Genomic DNA, 18,841 nt, shown 5'->3' with positions numbered 1-18,841 from the left:
GGCTCTACTGCTGGAGCATGTCCTGGAAGTCCACGGTGTCCGAGGACGTCGGCTCCTCGACCGTCACGGCGGTGCCGTAGTCCGAGTAGTAGACGGTGGAGTCGTAGGAGCCGTTGTTGCTCTGGGCCTGCTCACGCTTCTTGACCAGCAGGTTCTGGTCGTCGACCCACAGGTCGATGGTCTCGGTGTCCATGCCGGAGGTCTCCAGCTGCTTCTGCAGGGCGTCCAGATCCGACTGGCTGAGCTCCTTGGACTGCATCTTGGCGATCTCGGAGACCTTGACCGTGCCCGTGTAGTGCGTGGCCTTGACGCCCTTCACGCTCTCCGAGCCCACGCTCTTGACCTTGCCGGTGGCGAGCAGCAGCTCCACCGAGCGCGACGGGTTGTTGTTCTGCATCTGGTCCTTCAGAAAGGCGCCCGAGGGGCCCGCCTTCTGGGCCAGCACGTCGTAGTCGTACTTCACCCAGTGCTTGCCGCCGCCGGCCTGCGCGGCGAACTCGTCGCCCATGTTCAGGAACATCGCGTCCGGGGTGTAGCGCGCGTCCATCGCCTTGCCCTCGATCGGGGAGGAGGCTATGGCACCCCCGCTCTGGGTGATGGACATGTTGGCCCGGATGCCGTTGGCCCAGTCCATGGAGCCGGACATCTGCGAGTTCTGCTCGCCCATCTTGGTGGTGCCCTCGACCTTGGCCGAGTTCTTCTGGTCCGTCCGCTGCGAGGCCAGCTTGAGTGCCGCCAGCGGGCTCATCGCGGACTGGCCGGACTTGTCGCCCGACTTCTCGCCGGCCTTGTCGTCGTCGGACTTCTCGCTCCCGCACGCGGTGAGGCCGACCATGAGAACGACGCTTCCAGCGGCTATAGCCCAACGCGCACCGACATGAGTACCGCGCACGGCTCCCCCTTATTTTTATGTCTCTTTTACGTCTGCAGAGTGACTTTAGCGGAGGGGACCGACAACGGAAGACGCCGGGCCCCCGCACCTTCGACGCGGTGCGGGGGCCCGGCGGTTGCACACCGTGGTGCGCTGGTTCAGGGGCGGCCTCAGACGGCCTCTTCCTCGACCAGCAGGTTGCGGGTGCGGTTGGCGTCCAGCGGGATGCCGGGACCCATCGTGGTGGTCAGGGTCGCCTTCTTGATGTAGCGGCCCTTCGCGGCGGACGGCTTGAGACGGTTGATCTCCTCGAGCGCCGCGGCGTAGTTCTCCACCAGCTTGGTCTCGTCGAACGAGAGCTTGCCGATGATGAAGTGCAGGTTGGAGTGCTTGTCGACGCGGAACTCGATCTTGCCGCCCTTGATGTCCGTGACGGCCTTGGCCACGTCCGGGGTGACGGTTCCGGTCTTCGGGTTCGGCATCAGACCACGCGGACCGAGCACCCGGCCGAGGCGGCCGACCTTGCCCATGAGGTCCGGGGTGGCGACGACGGCGTCGAAGTCCAGACGCCCCTTGGACACCTCGTCGATGAGCTCGTCGGAGCCGACGATGTCGGCGCCGGCGGCCTCCGCGGCCGCAGCACGGTCACCGGTCGCGAAGACCAGGACCCGGGCGGTCTTACCGGTGCCGTGCGGCAGGTTCACGGTGCCGCGGACCATCTGGTCGGCCTTGCGCGGGTCGACGCCCAGGCGCATGGCAACCTCGACGGTCGCGTCGAACTTGGTCGCGGAGGTGTCCTTCGCGAGACGGACGGCCTCGAGCGGGGCGTAGTTGCGCTCCCGGTCGATCTTGGCGTCCGCAGCGCGGAGAGTCTTGCTGCGCTTGCTCACTGTTGCTCCTGATGTTGTGGAGTTCGTGGTCCGGGCCAGCGCTTGGCCCTGCCACACGTGGCTGCGGGGGCTGTGGGCCCTCGCCGTGGAGGTGTCAGCCCTCGACCGTGATGCCCATGGAACGGGCGGTGCCGGCGATGATCTTCTCGGCGGCGTCCAGGTCGTTGGCGTTCAGGTCGGGCATCTTGGTGGTGGCGATCTCACGCACCTGGTCGCGGCTGATCTTGGCGACCTTGGTCTTGTGCGGCTCGCCGGAGCCCTTCTCCACGCCCGCGGCCTTGAGGATCAGCTTGGCGGCCGGCGGGGTCTTGGTCACGAAGGTGAAGGAGCGGTCCTCGTAGACCGTGATCTCCACCGGCACGACCATGCCACGCTGCGACTCGGTCGCGGCGTTGTAGGCCTTGCAGAACTCCATGATGTTGACGCCGTGCTGGCCCAGCGCGGGGCCGACCGGCGGGGCCGGGTTCGCGGCGCCGGCCTGGATCTGGAGCTTGATCAGCCCCGTGACCTTCTTCTTCTTGGGAGGCATGCTCTCTCCGGGTCCTAGTGAGAGGTGGTTCGCCTCCGAACCGGATCATCCGGGTGGAGGCATACCGCACAACGATAACGGGTATAGGTGTGCGCCTTAAAACCGAGCAGGTCAGACCGGCCGCGAAAGCCCGTCTGACCTGTTCGGAAGGTTCCGTCGAGGAGACTTAGTTCTTCTGGATCTGGTCGAAGCTCAACTCGACCGGGGTCTCCCGGCCGAAGATCTCCACCAGGCCCTTGACCTTCTTCGAGTCGGCGTTGATCTCGTTGATCGTCGCCTGCAGGGTCGCGAACGGGCCGTCGGTGACCGTGACCGAGTCGCCGACCTCGAAGTCCAGCACCTGGACCTCGACCTTGCGGCTCGGCGCCGGCATGCCGCTCTCCTCGGCGGCAGCCTTCGCGGCCTTCTCCTCGGCCTCGGGGGCGAGCATCTTGACGATCTCGTCCAGGGTCAGCGGGTACGGGTCGTAGGCATTGCCCACGAAGCCGGTGACGCCCGGAGTGTTGCGGACGACACCCCACGACTCGTTCGTCAGGTCCATGCGGACGAGCACATAGCCGGGCAGCTTGTTCTGCCGGACGTTCTTGCGCTCGCCGTTCTTGATCTGGACGATCTCTTCCTCGGGGACCTCGGCCTGATAGATGAAGTCCTCGACGTTCAGCGAGACGGCACGCTGCTCCAGGTTGGCCTTCACGCGCTTCTCGTAGCCCGCGTAGGTGTGGATCACGTACCACTCACCGGGCAGTCCGCGCAGCTCCTCGCGGAGCGCCTCGACCGGGTCGACGACCTCGATCTCGGCCTCTGCCTCGGCCGCGTCCTCTGCCTCGTCCAGCCCGTCCGGCTCGGCCGCCGGGGCCGCATCGGCCTCGAGGGCGTCCTCGCCCTCGACATGCAGCGCGTCCTCCTCGGCGGGCACGCCCGCCGCGGCGTCGGCTGCTTCAGCCTGGTCGGAGTCCGCCGCCTCAACGATGTCGAGCTCGTCCTCACGGGACTCGACGGGCTCGGCGGCGTCGTTCAGGTTCGGGTCAGACACTGTGGCTGCTTCTTCCTGGCTTCAAGGGGGTGGAACGTGCGAAAGAGGCGACGCCGGGACGGCGGCCGCCTTTCGCGTGGGTCTCAGCCAAAGACGTACTTGATGGCGTTGTTGAACCCATAGTCAATCACGGTCACGATGCCGATCATGATGACGACGAAAACGATCACCACACTGGTGTACGTCGACAGCTGACTGCGGGTGGGCCAGACGACCTTCCGCAGCTCAGCGATGATCTGGCGGTAGAAGAGCGCGAGGCGGCCGAAGGGCCCCTTCTTCGCGCGTTTGCCACCACGACGACCCCGCTTGGTCGCCACCTCGTCCTCGGGACGACCGCTCTCAGGCGTCGCGGTGGAGCCAAGGGCTTCCGTCACTCGTCCTCACCTGAATCCGGGTCGTGGCCGTGCCGCGTCCGGCCCGGCCGCACAGCGGTGCTTGTCCTTGCGTACGCATGCACGCACCCTGATCACAAGTGCGTGTAGCAGGGCCGGAGGGACTTGAACCCCCAACCGCTGGTTTTGGAGACCAGTGCTCTACCAATTGAGCTACGACCCTTTGCGGCACCACCAACCTACCGCATACATCCGGCTGCACGGAGTGTGCGGTCGGATGCGGCTGTTGATCGGCCAACGACGGTTGAGTGTACGTGCTTGACGGCCGGGCGTCGAACGAGAAGCGCGCGAAGTCTCCGCAAACCCATGTGCCACCCATTTCGCCCGTCTGCGACGATGCATCCATGACCGCTGCTACTCCCCCCGTACAGTCCCCGACCGACCGGCGGGTATCGGCCCGGATCGGCTCGATCTCCGAGTCCGCGACCCTCGCCGTCGACGCCAAGGCCAAGGCCCTCAAGGCCGCCGGCCGTCCGGTGATCGGCTTCGGCGCCGGTGAGCCCGACTTCCCCACGCCCGACTACGTCGTCGACGCCGCGGCGGCGGCCTGCCGCGACCCGAAGTACCACCGCTACACGCCGGCCGGCGGGCTCCCCGAGCTCAAGGCCGCGATCGCCGCGAAGACGCTGCGCGACAGCGGGTACGAGGTCGAGGCGGCCCAGGTCCTGGTGACCAACGGCGGCAAGCAGGCGATCTACGAGGCGTTCGCCGCGATCCTGGACCCGGGCGACGAGGTCATCGTCCCCGCGCCCTACTGGACCACCTACCCGGAGTCGATCCGGCTGGCCGGCGGTGTCCCGGTGGATGTCGTCGCCGACGAGACGACGGGCTACCGCGTCTCCGTCGAGCAGCTGGAGGCGGCCCGCACCGAGCACACCAAGGTGCTGCTCTTCGTCTCCCCCTCGAACCCCACCGGCGCGGTCTACAGCCGTGAGCAGATCGAGGAGATCGGCCGCTGGGCCGCCGGGCACGGGCTGTGGGTGCTGACCGACGAGATCTACGAGCACCTGGTCTACGGCGACGCGGAGTTCCACTCGCTGCCGGTCGTGGTGCCCGAGTTGCGCGACAAGTGCATCGTGGTCAACGGTGTCGCGAAGACGTACGCGATGACCGGCTGGCGGGTGGGCTGGGTCATCGGCCCCAAGGACGTCATCAAGGCCGCGACCAACCTGCAGTCGCACGCCACCTCGAATGTGAGCAATGTCGCTCAGGTCGCCGCGCTGACCGCCGTCTCGGGCGACCTGGACGCCGTGGCCACGATGCGCGAGGCGTTCGACCGCCGCCGTCGCACCATCGTGCGGATGCTGAACGAGATCGACGGCGTCGAGTGCCCCGAGCCGGAGGGCGCCTTCTACGCCTACCCGTCGGTCAAGGGGCTGCTCGGCAAGGAGATCCGCGGCAAGCGGCCGCGGACCAGCGTCGAGCTGGCGGAGCTGATCCTGGAGGAGGCCGAGGTCGCGGTGGTGCCGGGTGAGGCCTTCGGCACGCCGGGCTATCTGCGGCTGTCGTACGCGCTGGGCGACGAGGACCTCGTCGAGGGCGTCTCCCGGCTGCAGAAGCTGCTGGGCGAGGCGAGCGCGTAAGGCGCGAGGCGCAGCACATAGAGGCACAGCACATAAGCGGGTTCCCGGCCACGGCCGGGAACCCGCTTATGTGTTCAGACCAGTCCTCGTTCGGAGAACGGGCTGCCTGTCCGCAGACCTGTGCGGCAGTATCTGCAGGTGACTCCTCCCCCGAAGGGGCTTCTCACTCGACCGCTGTGTGGTCTCATGACGGACAAGCCCTGCCCGGCGCCCAACGGCACGGAGTGAAGCCTAGCAGTAACGGAGAGTTGATTGGAACGCGTTCGTGATGTCCGCCGCTTGCCCAAAGCGCATCTGCATCTTCACTTCACCGGCTCCATGCGCCCCGCGACCCTTCTGGAACTCGCCGACAAGTACGGCGTCCACCTGCCCGAGGCACTGAGCGGCGGTGAGCCGCCGAAGTTGCGCGCCACCGATGAGCGCGGCTGGTTCCGCTTCCAGCGGCTGTACGACATCGCACGATCCTGCCTGCGGGACGCCGACGACATTCGGCGGCTGGTGCGCGAGGCGGCCCAGGAGGACGTGCGGGACGGGGCCCAGTGGCTGGAGATCCAGGTCGACCCCACCTCGTACGCCCCGCGCCTGGGCGGGCTGATCCCGGCGATGGAGATCATCCTGGACGCGGTCGAGAGCGCCTCCGCGGACACCGGTCTTGGGATCAGGGTGCTGGTCGCCGCCAACCGCATGAAGCATCCGCTGGAGGCGCGCACCCTGGCCCGGCTCGCGGTGCGCTACGCGGACCGCGGCGTGGTCGGCTTCGGCCTCTCCAACGACGAGCGGCGCGGATTCGCCCGTGACTTCGACCGGGCCTTCGCCATCGCCCGGGAGGGCGGGCTGCTGGCGGCGCCACACGGCGGCGAGCTGTCGGGCGCCGGCAGTGTGCGGGACTGCCTGGACGACCTCGGCGCGGCCCGGGTCGGCCACGGGGTGCGCGCCGCGGAGGACCCACGGCTGCTCGCCAAGCTCGCCGAGCGCCAGGTGACCTGCGAGGTGTGTCCCTCGTCGAACGTGGCGCTCGGGGTCTACGAGAAGCCGGAGGACGTCCCGTTGCGGACGCTGTACGACGCGGGGGTGCCGATGGCGCTCGGGGCGGACGACCCACTGCTCTTCGGCTCACGGCTGGCGGCGCAGTACGAGCTGGTGCGCGAGCACCACGGCTTCACGGACGCCGAACTGGCCGAGCTGGCACGTCAGTCGGTGCGCGGGTCGGCCGCGCCGGAGGAGTTCCGGCAGCGGATGCTGACGGGGATCGACGACTGGCTGGCGGGCTCCGACCACTCACGTGAGTAGTCGGGCTTAGAGACTCACGCCCACCGTCACCGGCTCGTTGACCAGCCGGATCCCGAACGCCCCCTCGACCCCCGCCACCACCTCGCGGGCCAGCGCCAGCAGATCCTCGGTCGTGGCCTCGCCCCGGTTGGTGAGGGCGAGCGTGTGCTTGGTGGAGATCCGGGCCGGGCCGGTGCCGTAGCCCTTGGTGAAGCCCGCCTTGTCGATCAGCCAGGCCGCGGAGGTCTTGATCAGACCGTCGCCCGCCGGGAAGGCGGGCGCCGCGGTGTCCGGGCCCAGGCGGTCGGCGACGCGGGCCAGGAAGGCGGCGTAGGCGTCCTCGGTGAGCACCGGGTTGGTGAAGAACGACCCGGCGGACCAGGTGTCGTGGTCCTCGGGGTCGAGCACCATGCCCTTGCCCGCGCGCAGTCCCAGGACGGTCTCGCGGGCGACGGCGGCCGGCACCCGGTCCCCCACCTCGACGCCGAGCACCCGCGCGGTCTCGGCGTACCGGACGGGCGCGGAGAGGCCGCCAGCGTCCTCCAGTTCGAAGCGGACCCGGAGCACCACATGGCGGTCGGGGTCGGCCTTGAAGCGGCTGTGGCGGTAGGAGAAGGCGCAGTCGGCATTCGGGATGGTGACGACCTCGTCGGCGCGGCGGTCGTAGGCGATCACCTCGGTGATCGTGGCGGAGACCTCCTGGCCGTAGGCGCCGACGTTCTGTATCGGCGTCGCCCCCGCGGAGCCGGGGATTCCGGCGAGGCATTCCATGCCGGCGAGCCCCGCCCGGACCGTACGGGCCACGGCGTCCGACCAGTTCTCGCCCGCGGCGAGCTCCAGGCGGGTGCCGTCGAGTGTGAAGCCGCTGGTCGCGATCTGCAGGGCGGTGCCGTCGAAGCCCTTGTCGGCGATGACCAGATTGCTGCCGCCGCCGATCACCAGCAGCGGGGTCCCGGCCGCGTCGGCTGCCCGGACCGCGGCGATGACCTCGTCGTCGGTCGTGGCCGTGATCAGCCGGTTGGCCGGTCCGCCGAGGCGGAAGGTGGTGAGGGGCGCGAGGGGGGCGTCGTGGAGTTCCTGCACGCGCTCAAGAGTACGGGGGCGCCCCCTGGGGCCCTGGGGTGGCCGCCCCCGGTGTGGGGAGTCCGGGGGCCGACGGGCGTGCGGCCCGTAAGGGGCTCAGCCGGGCTTCACACGCTGTGGCGTGCTCTCGTCCGTCTGGGGGCCGCTCGGGCGCGGTCGAGGGCTCAGACGAGCCGTACCACGGCGCGGGCCCGGCCCAGCACCTTCTGGCCGGCGCTGGTCGCCATGATGTCGAGGCGGACCGTACGGGCCTCGTCGTCCAGCTTGGCGGTGACCTTGGCACCGATCTCGATGAGCGCGCCCTTGTCGTCGTTGGGGACCACGACCGGCCTGGTGAAGCGGACGCCGTACTCGACGAGGGCGCCGGGGTCGCCGGCCCACTCGGTCACCACCCGGGCCGCCTGGGCCATGGTGTAGGCGCCGTGCGCGATGACGTCGGGGAGGCCGACCTCCTTGGCGAACTTCTCGTTCCAGTGGATCGGATTGAAGTCGCCCGACGCGCCCGCGTACCGCACGAGGTCGGCGCGGTTCACCCGGAACTCGCGCATCGGCACCTCGGTGCCGACCTCCACGGCGTCGTACGAGATCTTGGCCGTCGTCATCTGCTCTCCTCCACCTCTGCGTCGGCAGCGCGGGCCACCAGCGTCGTGAACGACGTCGCTACATGATCACCCGCCTTGTCGTGGACCTCGCCACGGACGGACAGGATGTCGTTGCCGGCCAGCGACTTGATCGAGTCGATGATCGAGGTGACCGAGAGGTGGTCCCCCGCGCGGACCGGGCGGGTGTACTCGAACCGCTGGTCGCCGTGGACCACCCGGCTGTAGTCCAGCCCCAGTTGCGGGTCCTCGACAACCTGCTTCCCGGCCGCCTTGAAGGTGATCGTGAAAATGAACGTCGGCGGGGCGATCACGTCGGGGTAGCCGAGGGCCCTGGCCGCCTCGGGGTCGGTGTAGACCGGATTGGTGTCACCCAGGGACTCGGCGAATTCCCGGATCTTCTCCCGGCCGACCTCGTACGCCGCGGTGGGCGGGTAGGTCCGCCCCACGAAGGACTGGTCGAGCGCCATCGGCGCACACCTCCTGCGATTGAATTACCAACGAAACGAGGCCGCCCCCCGCGAGTGGGGGCGGCCTCGAATGAGAGCTTATTGCTATCGCGTCTCACGGTGCGCGGTGTGCGCGTTGCAACGCGGGCAGTGCTTCTTGATCTCAAGACGATCCGGGTCGTTGCGCCGGTTCTTCTTGGTGATGTAGTTCCGCTCCTTGCACTCCACGCAGGCCAGCGTGATCTTCGGGCGGACGTCGGTGGCAGCCACGTGAGTGCTCCTTGACGAACGGATAAAGGATTAACGCAGAAAGAGTAGCCGATCGAAGGACCGACCCCACAATCGGCTACTGTCAGTAGCGGTGACCGGACTTGAACCGGTGACACAGCGATTATGAGCCGCTTGCTCTACCGACTGAGCTACACCGCTGTGATGCGAGTGACTCCCCGCTCGACTCAGCGTAGCCGAACGGGAAACCTCACACATCAGAGCCCCAATACGGAATCGAACCGTAGACCTTCTCCTTACCATGGAGACGCTCTGCCGACTGAGCTATTGGGGCGAGCGATGAAGACATTACACGGTCGGCCGCCGAAGGTGAAATCCGTATCGGCCCCTCGTCACCCTGGGCTCAGGCACCACACCGGTACGACTATTCGGCTCCTCCGCGAAGCCGCCCCCACCGCGTCCTAGGCTTCGGATCGCACCCGCGTGATCTTGGCTGCGCACGCATCCGACGCGTGCCCGGCGCGTTGCTCGTCGCCTAACCCATCGCGTGCTCGGCGCGTACCCGTGGCGCCCTGGCGTCACCGCCACCGCCCTCGTCACGCAACCGTCGCGCGCCCCTGTGCGCCCCGCGTACGCCCTGCGAATCCCAGGAGTGCGATGCCCGAGAGCCAGCAGCAGCCGCAGCAGCCTCAGCAGCCGCCCAGGAACGGCGGCGCGGGCCCCGAGCCCACCGCTCTGGTGCTCGGCGGCGTCCGGCTCGCCGACGGGCGCACCGTGGACGTCCGGCTCAGCGGCGGGCGGATCGAGGCCGTGGGCACGGCGGGCAGCCTCGTCCCCGGCACCCGGCTGGACCTCGGCGGCTATCTGCTGCTGCCCGCCCCCGCGGAACCCCACGCCCACTGCGACACCGCCCTTACGGCCGACACGGCGGGCCCGGTCCCGTACGCCCCCGGGGACATCCAGCGCCGCACCGTCGAGGCCGCGCTGCTCCAGCTGGGCCACGGGGCGACCGCGCTGCGCACCCATGTCCGCATCGGCGGGGTGCACGGGCTGCGCTCCCTGGAGGCGGTCCTGGAGGCCGGCCGGACCCTGCGCGGGCTCACGGAGCTGAGCGCGGTGGCGGTGCCCCGGGTGCTGACCGGCGCCGCCGGAGCGGACGGTCTGGCGATGCTGCGGGACGCGGTGGGGATGGGCGCGTCGGTCATCGGCGGCTGCCCCGACCTCGACCCGGATCCGACCGGCCACGCCGAGGCCGTCCTCGACCTCGCCGCCCGCCATGGCTGCGCCGTCGATCTGCACACGGACGGTGACGACCCGGCCCGCCTCGCCCGGCTCGGGGCGATGGCCGGGGGCCTGCGGCCGGGCGTCACCATCGGCCCCTGCGGCGGGCTGTCCCGGCTGCCCCTGGAGAGCGCGGGGAGGATCGCCGAGCGGCTGGCGGCGGCCGGGGTGACCGTCGTCTGCCTCCCCCAGGGCGACTGCGCCGGGCTGGACCACCAGGGCAGGCGGGGAGCGGGCACCTGCGCCTGCGCGCCGGTGCGGCTGCTGCGCGCCGCGGGCGTCCGGGTGGCCGCGGGCAGCGGGGCGCTGCGGGACGCGGTCAATCCGGTGGGCCGGGGCGATCCCCTGGAGGCCGCCTTTCTGCTGGCGTCCCGGGGCGAGCTGCGGCCGGACGAGGCGTACGAGGCGGTGTGCGGGCGGGCGCGGGCCGCGATGGGGCTCGCCGAGGTGCGGGTGGAGGCCGGTTTCCCGGCGGAGCTGCTCGCGGTGCGCGGGGACGGGCTCGCGGGGGTGCTCTCGCTCGCGTACAGCAGGGTCGTGGTGCACCGGGGCCGGGTGGTGGCCCGTACCAGCGCGGTGCGGGAGTACTGCGACTCGGCGGCCGCGGTGGCGCTGGATCTGCCCCGGCAGGCGCGGTAGCAGAGCGGCGGCGAGCAACAGTAGGCCGCACAGCGTACGGTCGGGATCATGCGCATTGTCATCGCTGGTGGACATGGACAGATCGCGCTGCGGCTGGAGCACTTGCTCACCGCGCGCGGAGACGAAGTGGCGGGCATCATCCGCAAGCCGGAACAGGCGGGCGACCTGCTGGCGTCGGGCACCGAACCGGTCGTCTGCGACCTCGAGACGGCCTCGCTGGAGGACGTGGTCAAACACCTGGAGGGCGCGGACGCGGCCGTCTTCGCGGCCGGCGCGGGCCCCGGCAGCGGTGCCGCCCGTAAGGAGACCGTCGACCACCGGTCCGCGGTGCTCTTCGCGGACGCGGCCGAACGGGCCGGGGCCCGCCGGTTCCTGATCATCTCCTCGATGGGCGCGTCCCACGAGCCGCCACCGGACACCGACCCGGTCTTCGCCGCCTATCTGCGCGCCAAGGCCGCGGCGGACGACGACATCCGCGCCCGGGACGGCCTCGACTGGACGGTGCTGCGCCCGGGTCGGCTGACGAACGACCCGGGCACCGGCCGGGTGAAGCTGGCCGAACACACGGGCCGGGACGAGATCACCCGCGACGATGTGGCGGCGGTCCTGGCCGCCCTCCTGGACGAGCCCCGTACGGCGGGCCGCACGCTGGAGCTGATCAACGGCGACACGCCGGTGGCGGAGGCGGTGCGGGCGATCGCCGCCGAGCGGGGCTGAGGCGCGGGAGCGGCCGGGGTAGCCGGTTCCGGCCCGACGCTCAGAAGTCCACACGGGCCGGGGCGTCGGCCCGGGCCACGGACTCCTGGGCGTACTGCCGCTCGTACGCCGTCCGGATCCGCTCGATCCGCGGGTCCTGCGTATGGGCCTCGGACGTCGGGTAGAGCAGGATCACCTCGTACGAGCGCTCCCGCTCGATCGTCCCGTTCTGGTCCCGCCACTGCCCCCGGCCGTCGTGGATCGTCAGGCCGGCGGGAAAGCGCGGGGTGATCCGCCGGTCCACGAAGGCCAGGAACTGCTTCTCGGTGACGGGCGGCCCGCCGTCGGGGCGCTCGGTGCCGAAGAAGAGCCGGGTCTCGACGTACGGCTTACCGCGGTCCACGGCGCCGGAGGCCGCGGCGGCGGGCGGGTCGTCCAGCGCGGCGTACGCGGCGACGGGGGTGGCGGCGGCGAGGGCGAAAGCCGCCCCGATGGCGGCGATACGGGCGCGTGGCTTCATGGTCGGCACGCGGGGCTGCACGGTCGGCACGTTGGGCTTCAGGGTCGGCATCGTCCGATGGTCCCGGCGCCCGGAACCCCGTGGAAGACCGCCTTACGGGGCACATCCGTGCGAGACGTGCGAGGCGCGGGGGCGTGCCAAGGAGTACGTGAACAAGAATCGCGCTCAGACCCGGCGCCACCGGGCCATCGCGAACGAGAACACCCCGAAGAGCGCCAGCCCCAGCGCCACCGCCATCAGCAGCCAGGGCCCCGCCGCCGTCCCGGCGAAGGTCCGCAGGGTGTCGTCGATGCCCTTCGCCTTGCCCGGGTCGTAGCGCACGGCGGCCGACAGCGCGAAGCCGCCCGCCACGGCGAACACGGCCCCGCGGGCCACCCCGCCGCAGACCCCCAGCGTCTCCACGGCCCGCCGCGTCCGCCGGGACATCGCGCCCACCTTGAGGTACTTGCGGAAGCCGCGCCGCAGCGCCCGTACGGCGATCCACACCCCGGCCGCGGCCACCGCGGTCCCGGCGGCGGCGACCAGCCACCGGCCGTACGGCAGGTCGAGCGCGCGGGCCGTCACGTCCCGGGACTGCCGGTCGCTGGAGCCGCTGCCCTGCTCGCCGGTGGCGAAGGAGAGCACGGAGTACGCGACGACGCCGTAGAAGACCGCGCGGGCGGCCCCCGCCAGCCGCTTGCGTGCCGCGCCCCCGTCCGGCCCCGCGGCCCCGAAGACCGCCTCGGACAGCCGCCACAGCGCCATGCAGACCAGCCCGATGCCGACCGCCCAGACCAGCGCCGCGCCGAACGGCTGCTGGGCGAGGACCTGGAGCGCCCCGCCCCGGTCGGCCTGCTCCCCGCGGTCGCCCAAGGCGATGCGCAGCGCCAGGACGCCGATGAGCAGATAGAGCACCCCCCGGGTGGCCAGCCCCCAGCGGGCCGCCGCCTCGATGGCCTGGTTGCCCGCCTGGCGTGGGGTACGTGTGCGCGTTGCCGAACCCAGTCCGCGTGCGACCGACGATGCGTTCACCGTTTCCTCCCGGTTGTCGCACATCGTGTGCCCTGGACGTAGGTGCGGAAACGGGACTTTCTCTTGTTGGTTGAAGCGATCCCCCCTACTCTGCCGCCAGAATCTGACGAACCGTCAGATCGAACGGAGCGACAGGATCACCACGAGTAGACCGGGGAGATGGCGAGATGGCCGACGAGACGAACGGCACGACCGAGCTGCCTCGGGTCATCAGCGTCGATGACCATGTGATCGAGCCCGCGCACCTCTTCGAGACCTGGCTCCCGGCCAAGTACCGGGACCGCGGCCCCAAGCCGCTGACGGCCGGGATCGGCGAACTCGCCTACGTCGGCGGCAAGTACAAGTTCACCACCGACCCGGACGGCCAGCTGACCGACTGGTGGAGTTACGAGGGCGACCTCTTCCCCTACAAGCGGATCATCGCCGCCGTCGGCTTCTCCCGCGACGAGATGACCCTCGACGGCATCACCCGCGAGCAGATGCGCCGCGGCTGCTGGGACCCCAAGGACCGGCTCGCCGACATGGACCTCAACCATGTCGAGGCATCGCTGTGCTTCCCCACCTTCCCCCGCTTCTGCGGCCAGACCTTCGCCGAAGCGAACGACAAGGAGGTCGGGCTGGCGTGCGTCCGCGCGTACAACGACTGGATGGTCGAGGAGTGGTGCGGCGACAGCGGCGGCCGCCTCATCCCGCTCTGCCTGATCCCCCTGTGGGACGTCGACCTCGCCGTCCAGGAGATCCGCCGTAACGCGGCCCGCGGCGTCCGCGCGGTGACCTTCAGCGAGATCCCCACCTACCTCGGGCTCCCCAGCATCCACAGCGGCTACTGGGACCCCTTCTTCGCCGAGTGCGAGGCCACCGGGACGGTCGTGTGCATGCACATCGGCTCCTCCTCCCAGATGCCCGCCGCCTCCCCCGACGCCCCGCCGGCCGTCCAGGCCGCCTTAAGCTTCAACAACGCCATGGCCTCGATGATGGACTTCCTCTTCAGCGGCGTCCTGGTCTCCTTCCCGCGGCTCAAGCTGGCCTACGCCGAGGGCCAGATGGGCTGGATCCCCTACGCCCTGGAGCGCGCCGACGACGTCTGGGAGGAGCACCGCGCCTGGGGCGGCGTCCGCGACCTCATCCCCGAGCCGCCGTCCACGTACTACTACCGGCAGATCTACTGCTGCTTCTTCCGCGACAAGCACGGGGTCGCCTCGCTGGACACGATCGGCGTGGACAACGCCACCTTCGAGACCGACTACCCCCACGTCGACTCCACCTGGCCGCACACCCGCCGCATCGCCGCCGAGCACGTGGCCGGGCTCTCCCCCGAGACCACGTACAAGATCCTCCGCGGCAACGCGATCCGCATGCTGGAGCTGGACCTCGACGGGGCGCGGTAGGCGGGGCGGGCGGCCAGGCGGCTGATCGGCCCGGCGGCTACTCCACGCGTGGCTGGTACGAGCCGCAGTAACGGCACCTGCGCGCCGCCTCCGGGATGTCCTCGGCGAGGCATTCCGGGCAGGTCTTGACCGGGCCCGGCTCCCCGAAGACCTCGGCACCCCGCCGGGCCTGGGTGTACTTGTAAGCCCCTGGGCACGATCCACCCTCTCTGCCCCGATACGGGGGTATCACCACCCTAGGAGCGGTCCCACGGAGCCCAGGGCGCGCCACGACGGACGGCCGCCCGTACGGCGGCAGGGGGAAACCGGCTGCCGGCGGGCCGTACCCCGTGCTCCAGGACGCCATCGCGCTGGACAACGGAGGGCCAGGTCGCGATGAGCAGTCCGCCGGGACCACTTAATCCACGCCATGAAATAAGCCGTGCCGCAAGGCTTGACGTCCTGCGGCGCGCCTCGGATCATCGCAGTCACCGAGCACCGTGAACACACCGGTGCTTCGCTGCTCAGCCGCTTCGCTGCTCCGCCGCTCCGTAGCCGTGAACACACCGGTGACCGGAGTTCCCCCCTTCCTTTTCTCCGGCCGTGACCACACCGGCCCGAGCCTGCCCGCACAGGAAAGGCACCGGTTCCATGAGATCCCTCAGATCCGTGAGTTCCCCCCGCACGACGCGCACCGCCCTGGTGAGCGCCCTGGCCGCGGTCGCCGTGGCCGTCGGCCCATGGCTGACCTCCCCGCCCGACGCCAGTGCTGCCGGTACCGGCTCGGCCAGGGCCGGCGAGACCGTCAATGTCTATCTGACCACCACCTCCGGCTCCGACGGCCGCACCGTCGTGAAGGGCCTGGAGCAGCAGGCGCCCACCCGGTTCGGCTCGGGCGGGGGTGGCAGTGTCACCGTCGACGAGTCCAGGACGTACCAGGAGTTCTCGGGCGCCGGGGCGTCGTTCACGGACACCGCCGCATGGCTGTTCAACAGCAGCGGCGCGCTGAGCCAGAGCACCCGCGACGAGGTGATGCGCAAGCTCTTCTCGCCCACGGACGGCATCGGGGTGAGCTTCCTGCGCAACCCGCTCGGCGGCTCCGACCTGGCCCGCTTCGGCTACACCTTCGACGATGTGCCGGCCGGGCAGACCGACCCCGGCCTCGCCAGGTTCTCCATCAACCACGACCTGGCCGACGTCCTGCCTCTGACCAAGCAGGCCAAGGAGCTCAACCCGGCGCTGAAGGTCATGGCCTCGCCATGGACCGCCCCGGCCTGGATGAAGGACAACGACCAGCTCAACCAGGGCTGGCTGGAGGCGCAGTACTACGGCACGTACGCGAACTACTTCGTGAAGTACATCCAGGAGTACCAGAGCCGGGGTGTGCCGATCGACTACGTGACCGTGCAGAACGAGCCCACCTGCTGCCCCGGCTACCCGTCGATGCAGTGGAACGGCTCCGGGCTGAACTACTTCACCAAGAGTGAGCTGCTGCCCAAGCTGGCGAACGCGGGCCTGAAGACCAAGGTGCTCGCCCTCGACTGGAACTGGGACCAGTGGGCGGGCTACGGGGCGCCCGTCGTGGACGACGCCGCCATTCGCAACCACCCGAACTTCGGCGGCATCGCCTGGCACGGCTACGGCGGCAACGTCGGCCAGCAGACGACCGTCCACAACCAGTACCCGAACGTGGACGCCTTCGACACCGAGCACTCCGGCGGCACCTGGATCGCCAATCAGCAGCAGGAGGACATGCACAACCTGATCGACTACACCCGCAACTGGGGCAAGAGCTGGATCAAGTGGAGCCTCGCCGTCGACCAGAACAAGGGCCCGCACAACGGCGGCTGCGACACCTGCACCGGCCTGGTCACCGTGCACAACGGCGACGGCCAGAGCGGCCGGGCCGACTACACCGTCGAGTACTACACGATGGGCCACCTCACGAAGTTCGTGAAGCCCGGAGCCCGCCGCATCGACTCCAGCGCCAGCTCCACGGTGCCGAACGTGGCCTGGAAGAACCCGGACGGCTCCAAGGCGCTGATCGCCTACAACGACACCGGCAGCCAGCAGACCCTGAAGGTCAACTGGGGCAGCCAGTCGTTCAGCTACCAGCTCCCCGCCCGGGCCTCCGCCACCTTCACCTGGGCCGGCACCCAGTCCTAGGCCCGGCGCGAGGCCGCGCCCCCGCTCCACCCTGACACAGCAAACGGCCCCTGACCGCGTTTCCGCAGTTCAGGGGCCGTTTCCCTCGTGTGGCGGCGCCAGGATTCGAACCTGGGTAGGCTAAGCCGACGGATTTACAGTCCGCTCCCATTGGCCACTCGGGCACACCGCCTGGGATGTGGCCAGGTGCCCCGCTCTCGCGGTGCTGCTCCCTGGCAACGACGTAAACAATACCTGATGCGCGGGGGTGCTTCGCCACCCGGTTGATCGCCTCTGGATCATGGCCGAGATCGCTAGGCTGGCTGGAGCGGTCCGCTGGGCCGTGCCACTGACGGATCTACGTACGAGGAGCCAACTCAAGATGGCCGACTCCAGTTTCGACATCGTCTCGAAGGTCGAGCGGCAGGAGGTCGACAACGCTCTGAACCAGGCGAGCCGCGAGATCTCCCAGCGCTACGACTTCAAAAACGTCGGCGCCTCGATCGAGTGGTCGGGCGAGCGGATCGAGATGCGAGCCAACTCCGAGGAGCGGGTCAAGGCGATCCTCGATGTCTTCCAGTCCAAGCTGGTCAAGCGCGGGATCTCGCTGAAGGCCCTGGACGCGGGCGAGCCGCAGGCGTCGGGCAAGGAGTACAAGATCTTCGCCTCGCTGCAGGAGGGGATCTCGCAGGACAACGCGAAGAAGGTCGCCAAGATCATCCGCGATGAGGGGCCCAAGGGCGTCAAGGCGCAGGTGCAGGGCGAAGAGCTGCGGGTGACCTCCAAGAGCCGGGATGACCTGCAGGCCGTGATCGCCCTGCTCAAGGGCAAGGACCTGGACTTCGCGGTGCAGTTCGTGAACTACCGGTAGGCAGCACTCGGACCGGTGCGGCAGGGGCGGTGCGGCGCGGCCGTGCCGCCCCTGGCGTTGTCGGCGGGCAGGTCAGCGGTAACCGAAGGGCTGGTCGGTGGGGACGATGTCGACGCCGAGGGGGGCCAGGGAGATCGGGATGAGCTTGAAGTTGGCCAGGCCCAGGGGGATGCCGATGATCGTGATGCACAGGGCGACGCCGGTGAGGAGGTGGCCGAGCGCCAGCCACCAGCCCGCGAGGATGAGCCACAGGACGTTGCCGACGCAGGAGGGGGCTCCGGCGCCCGGGCGGGGGACGGCGGTGCGGCCGAAGGGCCACAGGGCGAAGCCGGCGATGCGCCAGGAGGCGAGCGCGAGGGGGATGCCGATGATCGTCAGGCAGAGGAGCACCCCGGCGAAGACGTAGAGGATCGCCATCCAGAGGCCGGCGAAGAGCAGCCAGATGAGGTTCAGGAGGGTTTTCACGGCTGGTGTCCTGCCATCTGCTCGAGTCGGGCGATGCGCTCCCGCATGGGCGGGTGGGTCGAGAAGAGCTTGGCCATGCCCTCACCGGCGCGGAACGGGTTGGCGATCATCAGGTGGCTGGCGGTCTCCAGGCGGGGCTCGGGCGGCAGCGGAAGCTGCTTCGTGCCGGCTTCCAGCTTGCGCAGGGCGCTGGCGAGGGCCAGGGGGTCGCCGGTGAGCTGGGCGCCGGAGGCGTCCGCCTCGTATTCGCGGGAGCGGCTCACGGCGAGCTGGATGATGGAGGCCGCGAGCGGGCCGAGAAGCATGATCAGCAGCATGCCGACGAAGCCGGGGCCCTCGTCGTCGTCGGACCGGCCCATGGGGATCAGCCAGGCGAAGTTCACCAGGAACATGACGACGCTGGCGAGCGCGCCCGCGATCGAGGAGATCAGGATGTCGCGGTTGTAGACATGGCTGAGCTCATGGCCGAGGACCCCGCGCAGCTCGCGCTCGTCCAGCAGCCGCAGAATGCCGTCGGTGCAGCAGACCGCCGCGTTACGGGGGTTGCGGCCGGTCGCGAAGGCGTTGGGGGCCTCGGTCGGGGAGAGGTAGAGCCGGGGCATCGGCTGGCGCGCGGCCGTGGAGAGCTCGCGCACCATCCGGTACAGCCCCGGTGCCTCGAACTCGCTGACGGGGCGGGCGCGCATCGCGCGCAGGGCCAGCTTGTCACTGTTCCAGTAGGCATACGCGTTGGTCCCGAGTGCGACGACGACCGCGATGATCAGCCCGGTACGGCCGAAGAGGCTGCCGATGAGGATGATGATCGCGGACAGACCGCCGAGGAGTACGGCGGTCTTCAGCCCGTTGTGCCGGCGGTGCACTGTGTGCCCTCCCGTTGTGCCGCAGGGGAACGCTTTGCCTGGTGTCTCCACCTTCCAGTG

At 69.8% G+C, this 18,841-nt stretch carries 20 protein-coding genes and 4 tRNA genes; 7 read left to right on the top strand and 17 right to left on the bottom strand.

All coding sequences use genetic code 11. The features are described 5' to 3' along the window. Positions 1 to 4: 4 nt before the first annotated feature. The 6 genes from ACFYOY_RS40600 to ACFYOY_RS40575 form a co-directional block, all read right to left on the bottom strand. Complete coding sequence (locus ACFYOY_RS40600; RefSeq protein WP_351896339.1) at positions 5 to 835, bottom strand: hypothetical protein; 831 nt, start codon at positions 833 to 835, stop codon at positions 5 to 7. Positions 836 to 1,041: 206 nt separating this feature from the next. After that, positions 1,042 to 1,761 carry a 50S ribosomal protein L1 gene (gene rplA / locus ACFYOY_RS40595; protein WP_059148984.1) on the bottom strand — a complete coding sequence of 240 codons (720 nt, stop codon included), beginning with the start codon at positions 1,759 to 1,761 and terminating at the stop codon, positions 1,042 to 1,044. 94 nt (positions 1,762 to 1,855) lie between these two features. Next, positions 1,856 to 2,290, bottom strand: coding sequence for a 50S ribosomal protein L11 (gene rplK / locus ACFYOY_RS40590; protein ID WP_044571693.1), 435 nt, complete (start codon positions 2,288 to 2,290; stop codon positions 1,856 to 1,858). Positions 2,291 to 2,456: 166 nt separating this feature from the next. Continuing rightward, complete coding sequence (gene nusG / locus ACFYOY_RS40585) at positions 2,457 to 3,323, bottom strand: transcription termination/antitermination protein NusG (protein WP_351896325.1); 867 nt, start codon at positions 3,321 to 3,323, stop codon at positions 2,457 to 2,459. An 83-nt stretch (positions 3,324 to 3,406) separates the two neighbouring features. Beyond that, positions 3,407 to 3,697 (bottom strand): preprotein translocase subunit SecE, encoded by a 291-nt coding sequence (secE, locus tag ACFYOY_RS40580; RefSeq protein ID WP_030835042.1) that lies wholly within the window; start codon positions 3,695 to 3,697, stop codon positions 3,407 to 3,409. A gap of 108 nt (positions 3,698 to 3,805) precedes the next feature. Beyond that, positions 3,806 to 3,878: transfer RNA gene (locus tag ACFYOY_RS40575), tRNA-Trp, on the bottom strand. A gap of 181 nt (positions 3,879 to 4,059) precedes the next feature. Between ACFYOY_RS40575 and ACFYOY_RS40570 the strand changes: the two genes are divergently transcribed. Together ACFYOY_RS40570 and ACFYOY_RS40565 are read left to right on the top strand one after the other, a co-directional pair. Beyond that, entirely contained in the window at positions 4,060 to 5,298 is a 1,239-nt protein-coding gene (locus tag ACFYOY_RS40570; RefSeq protein WP_351896321.1) for a pyridoxal phosphate-dependent aminotransferase, read from the top strand. Between the two features lie 252 nt (positions 5,299 to 5,550). Next, positions 5,551 to 6,588 (top strand): adenosine deaminase, encoded by a 1,038-nt coding sequence (locus ACFYOY_RS40565; protein ID WP_388592733.1) that lies wholly within the window; start codon positions 5,551 to 5,553, stop codon positions 6,586 to 6,588. A gap of 6 nt (positions 6,589 to 6,594) precedes the next feature. Here the strand turns inward: ACFYOY_RS40565 and ACFYOY_RS40560 are convergent, their stop codons facing one another. From ACFYOY_RS40560 to ACFYOY_RS40535, 6 genes are all read right to left on the bottom strand, one after another. Further along, positions 6,595 to 7,650 (bottom strand): UDP-N-acetylmuramate dehydrogenase, encoded by a 1,056-nt coding sequence (locus ACFYOY_RS40560; protein WP_351896315.1) that lies wholly within the window; start codon positions 7,648 to 7,650, stop codon positions 6,595 to 6,597. A 164-nt stretch (positions 7,651 to 7,814) separates the two neighbouring features. Next, positions 7,815 to 8,252, bottom strand: a complete 438-nt coding sequence (locus ACFYOY_RS40555) for a MaoC family dehydratase (protein ID WP_351896312.1) — start codon at positions 8,250 to 8,252, stop codon at positions 7,815 to 7,817. Beyond that, positions 8,249 to 8,719 carry a MaoC family dehydratase N-terminal domain-containing protein gene (locus ACFYOY_RS40550; RefSeq protein ID WP_078642898.1) on the bottom strand — a complete coding sequence of 157 codons (471 nt, stop codon included), beginning with the start codon at positions 8,717 to 8,719 and terminating at the stop codon, positions 8,249 to 8,251. Before ACFYOY_RS40550 ends, ACFYOY_RS40555 begins: the two co-directional genes overlap by 4 nt. An 84-nt stretch (positions 8,720 to 8,803) precedes the next feature. Further along, positions 8,804 to 8,968 (bottom strand): 50S ribosomal protein L33, encoded by a 165-nt coding sequence (rpmG, locus tag ACFYOY_RS40545; protein ID WP_009715907.1) that lies wholly within the window; start codon positions 8,966 to 8,968, stop codon positions 8,804 to 8,806. 86 nt (positions 8,969 to 9,054) lie between these two features. Next, positions 9,055 to 9,127, bottom strand: a tRNA-Met gene (locus ACFYOY_RS40540). A gap of 60 nt (positions 9,128 to 9,187) precedes the next feature. Then, positions 9,188 to 9,260, bottom strand: a tRNA-Thr gene (locus ACFYOY_RS40535). Positions 9,261 to 9,583: 323 nt separating this feature from the next. Between ACFYOY_RS40535 and ACFYOY_RS40530 the strand changes: the two genes are divergently transcribed. Next, positions 9,584 to 10,846 (top strand): hydrolase, encoded by a 1,263-nt coding sequence (locus ACFYOY_RS40530; RefSeq protein WP_388592727.1) that lies wholly within the window; start codon positions 9,584 to 9,586, stop codon positions 10,844 to 10,846. A gap of 48 nt (positions 10,847 to 10,894) precedes the next feature. Next, positions 10,895 to 11,563, top strand: a complete 669-nt coding sequence (locus ACFYOY_RS40525) for an NAD(P)H-binding protein (protein ID WP_351896298.1) — start codon at positions 10,895 to 10,897, stop codon at positions 11,561 to 11,563. Positions 11,564 to 11,603: 40 nt separating this feature from the next. On the opposite strand, the gene ACFYOY_RS40520 is transcribed toward ACFYOY_RS40525, so the two are convergent. Then, positions 11,604 to 12,113 carry a DUF3574 domain-containing protein gene (locus ACFYOY_RS40520; protein ID WP_388592725.1) on the bottom strand — a complete coding sequence of 170 codons (510 nt, stop codon included), beginning with the start codon at positions 12,111 to 12,113 and terminating at the stop codon, positions 11,604 to 11,606. Between the two features lie 114 nt (positions 12,114 to 12,227). Beyond that, entirely contained in the window at positions 12,228 to 13,097 is an 870-nt protein-coding gene (locus ACFYOY_RS40515) for a DUF1206 domain-containing protein (RefSeq protein WP_351896286.1), read from the bottom strand. A gap of 143 nt (positions 13,098 to 13,240) precedes the next feature. Here ACFYOY_RS40515 and ACFYOY_RS40510 point away from each other — a divergent pair, with 143 nt between their 5' ends. Next, entirely contained in the window at positions 13,241 to 14,461 is a 1,221-nt protein-coding gene (locus ACFYOY_RS40510) for an amidohydrolase family protein (protein ID WP_351896281.1), read from the top strand. A gap of 630 nt (positions 14,462 to 15,091) precedes the next feature. After that, complete coding sequence (locus ACFYOY_RS40505) at positions 15,092 to 16,606, top strand: glycoside hydrolase family 30 beta sandwich domain-containing protein (RefSeq protein ID WP_388592722.1); 1,515 nt, start codon at positions 15,092 to 15,094, stop codon at positions 16,604 to 16,606. A gap of 90 nt (positions 16,607 to 16,696) precedes the next feature. Here ACFYOY_RS40505 and ACFYOY_RS40500 read toward each other — a convergent pair. Then, positions 16,697 to 16,778, bottom strand: a tRNA-Tyr gene (locus ACFYOY_RS40500). 189 nt (positions 16,779 to 16,967) lie between these two features. Between ACFYOY_RS40500 and ACFYOY_RS40495 the strand changes: the two genes are divergently transcribed. Then, positions 16,968 to 17,456, top strand: coding sequence for a YajQ family cyclic di-GMP-binding protein (locus ACFYOY_RS40495; protein WP_078642890.1), 489 nt, complete (start codon positions 16,968 to 16,970; stop codon positions 17,454 to 17,456). A gap of 72 nt (positions 17,457 to 17,528) precedes the next feature. Here ACFYOY_RS40495 and ACFYOY_RS40490 read toward each other — a convergent pair whose 3' ends face one another. Together ACFYOY_RS40490 and htpX are read right to left on the bottom strand one after the other, a co-directional pair. Further along, positions 17,529 to 17,921, bottom strand: a complete 393-nt coding sequence (locus tag ACFYOY_RS40490) for a YccF domain-containing protein (RefSeq protein WP_351896179.1) — start codon at positions 17,919 to 17,921, stop codon at positions 17,529 to 17,531. Continuing rightward, positions 17,918 to 18,781: a zinc metalloprotease HtpX gene (gene htpX, locus ACFYOY_RS40485; protein WP_351896174.1), complete on the bottom strand. Its 864-nt coding sequence runs from the start codon at positions 18,779 to 18,781 to the stop codon at positions 17,918 to 17,920. Before htpX ends, ACFYOY_RS40490 begins: the two co-directional genes overlap by 4 nt. Positions 18,782 to 18,841 lie beyond the last annotated feature (60 nt).

The sequence above is a fragment of the Streptomyces sp. NPDC007875 genome, assembly GCF_042868035.1.
GTDB classification, from domain to species: domain Bacteria; phylum Actinomycetota; class Actinomycetes; order Streptomycetales; family Streptomycetaceae; genus Streptomyces; species Streptomyces antimycoticus.
The sequence above is the reverse complement of the archived record's forward strand: the minus strand, read 5'-3'. Positions and strand labels throughout refer to the sequence as shown.

Excerpts from the sequence above, each read along its gene's own strand:
- ACFYOY_RS40555 (WP_351896312.1), bottom strand. The coding sequence starts at position 8,252 with ATGACGACGGCCAAGATCTCGTACGACGCCGTGGAGGTCGGCACCGAG.
- ACFYOY_RS40520 (WP_388592725.1), bottom strand. The coding sequence starts at position 12,113 with ATGCCGACCCTGAAGCCCAACGTGCCGACCGTGCAGCCCCGCGTGCCG.
- ACFYOY_RS40525 (WP_351896298.1), top strand. The coding sequence starts at position 10,895 with ATGCGCATTGTCATCGCTGGTGGACATGGACAGATCGCGCTGCGGCTG.
- ACFYOY_RS40550 (WP_078642898.1), bottom strand. The coding sequence starts at position 8,719 with ATGGCGCTCGACCAGTCCTTCGTGGGGCGGACCTACCCGCCCACCGCG.
- rplK (WP_044571693.1), bottom strand. The coding sequence starts at position 2,290 with ATGCCTCCCAAGAAGAAGAAGGTCACGGGGCTGATCAAGCTCCAGATC.
- ACFYOY_RS40515 (WP_351896286.1), bottom strand. The coding sequence starts at position 13,097 with ATGTGCGACAACCGGGAGGAAACGGTGAACGCATCGTCGGTCGCACGC.
- ACFYOY_RS40505 (WP_388592722.1), top strand. The coding sequence starts at position 15,092 with ATGAGATCCCTCAGATCCGTGAGTTCCCCCCGCACGACGCGCACCGCC.
- ACFYOY_RS40495 (WP_078642890.1), top strand. The coding sequence starts at position 16,968 with ATGGCCGACTCCAGTTTCGACATCGTCTCGAAGGTCGAGCGGCAGGAG.
- ACFYOY_RS40570 (WP_351896321.1), top strand. The coding sequence starts at position 4,060 with ATGACCGCTGCTACTCCCCCCGTACAGTCCCCGACCGACCGGCGGGTA.
- ACFYOY_RS40510 (WP_351896281.1), top strand. The coding sequence starts at position 13,241 with ATGGCCGACGAGACGAACGGCACGACCGAGCTGCCTCGGGTCATCAGC.
- ACFYOY_RS40600 (WP_351896339.1), bottom strand. The coding sequence starts at position 835 with ATGGTCGGCCTCACCGCGTGCGGGAGCGAGAAGTCCGACGACGACAAG.
- ACFYOY_RS40530 (WP_388592727.1), top strand. The coding sequence starts at position 9,584 with ATGCCCGAGAGCCAGCAGCAGCCGCAGCAGCCTCAGCAGCCGCCCAGG.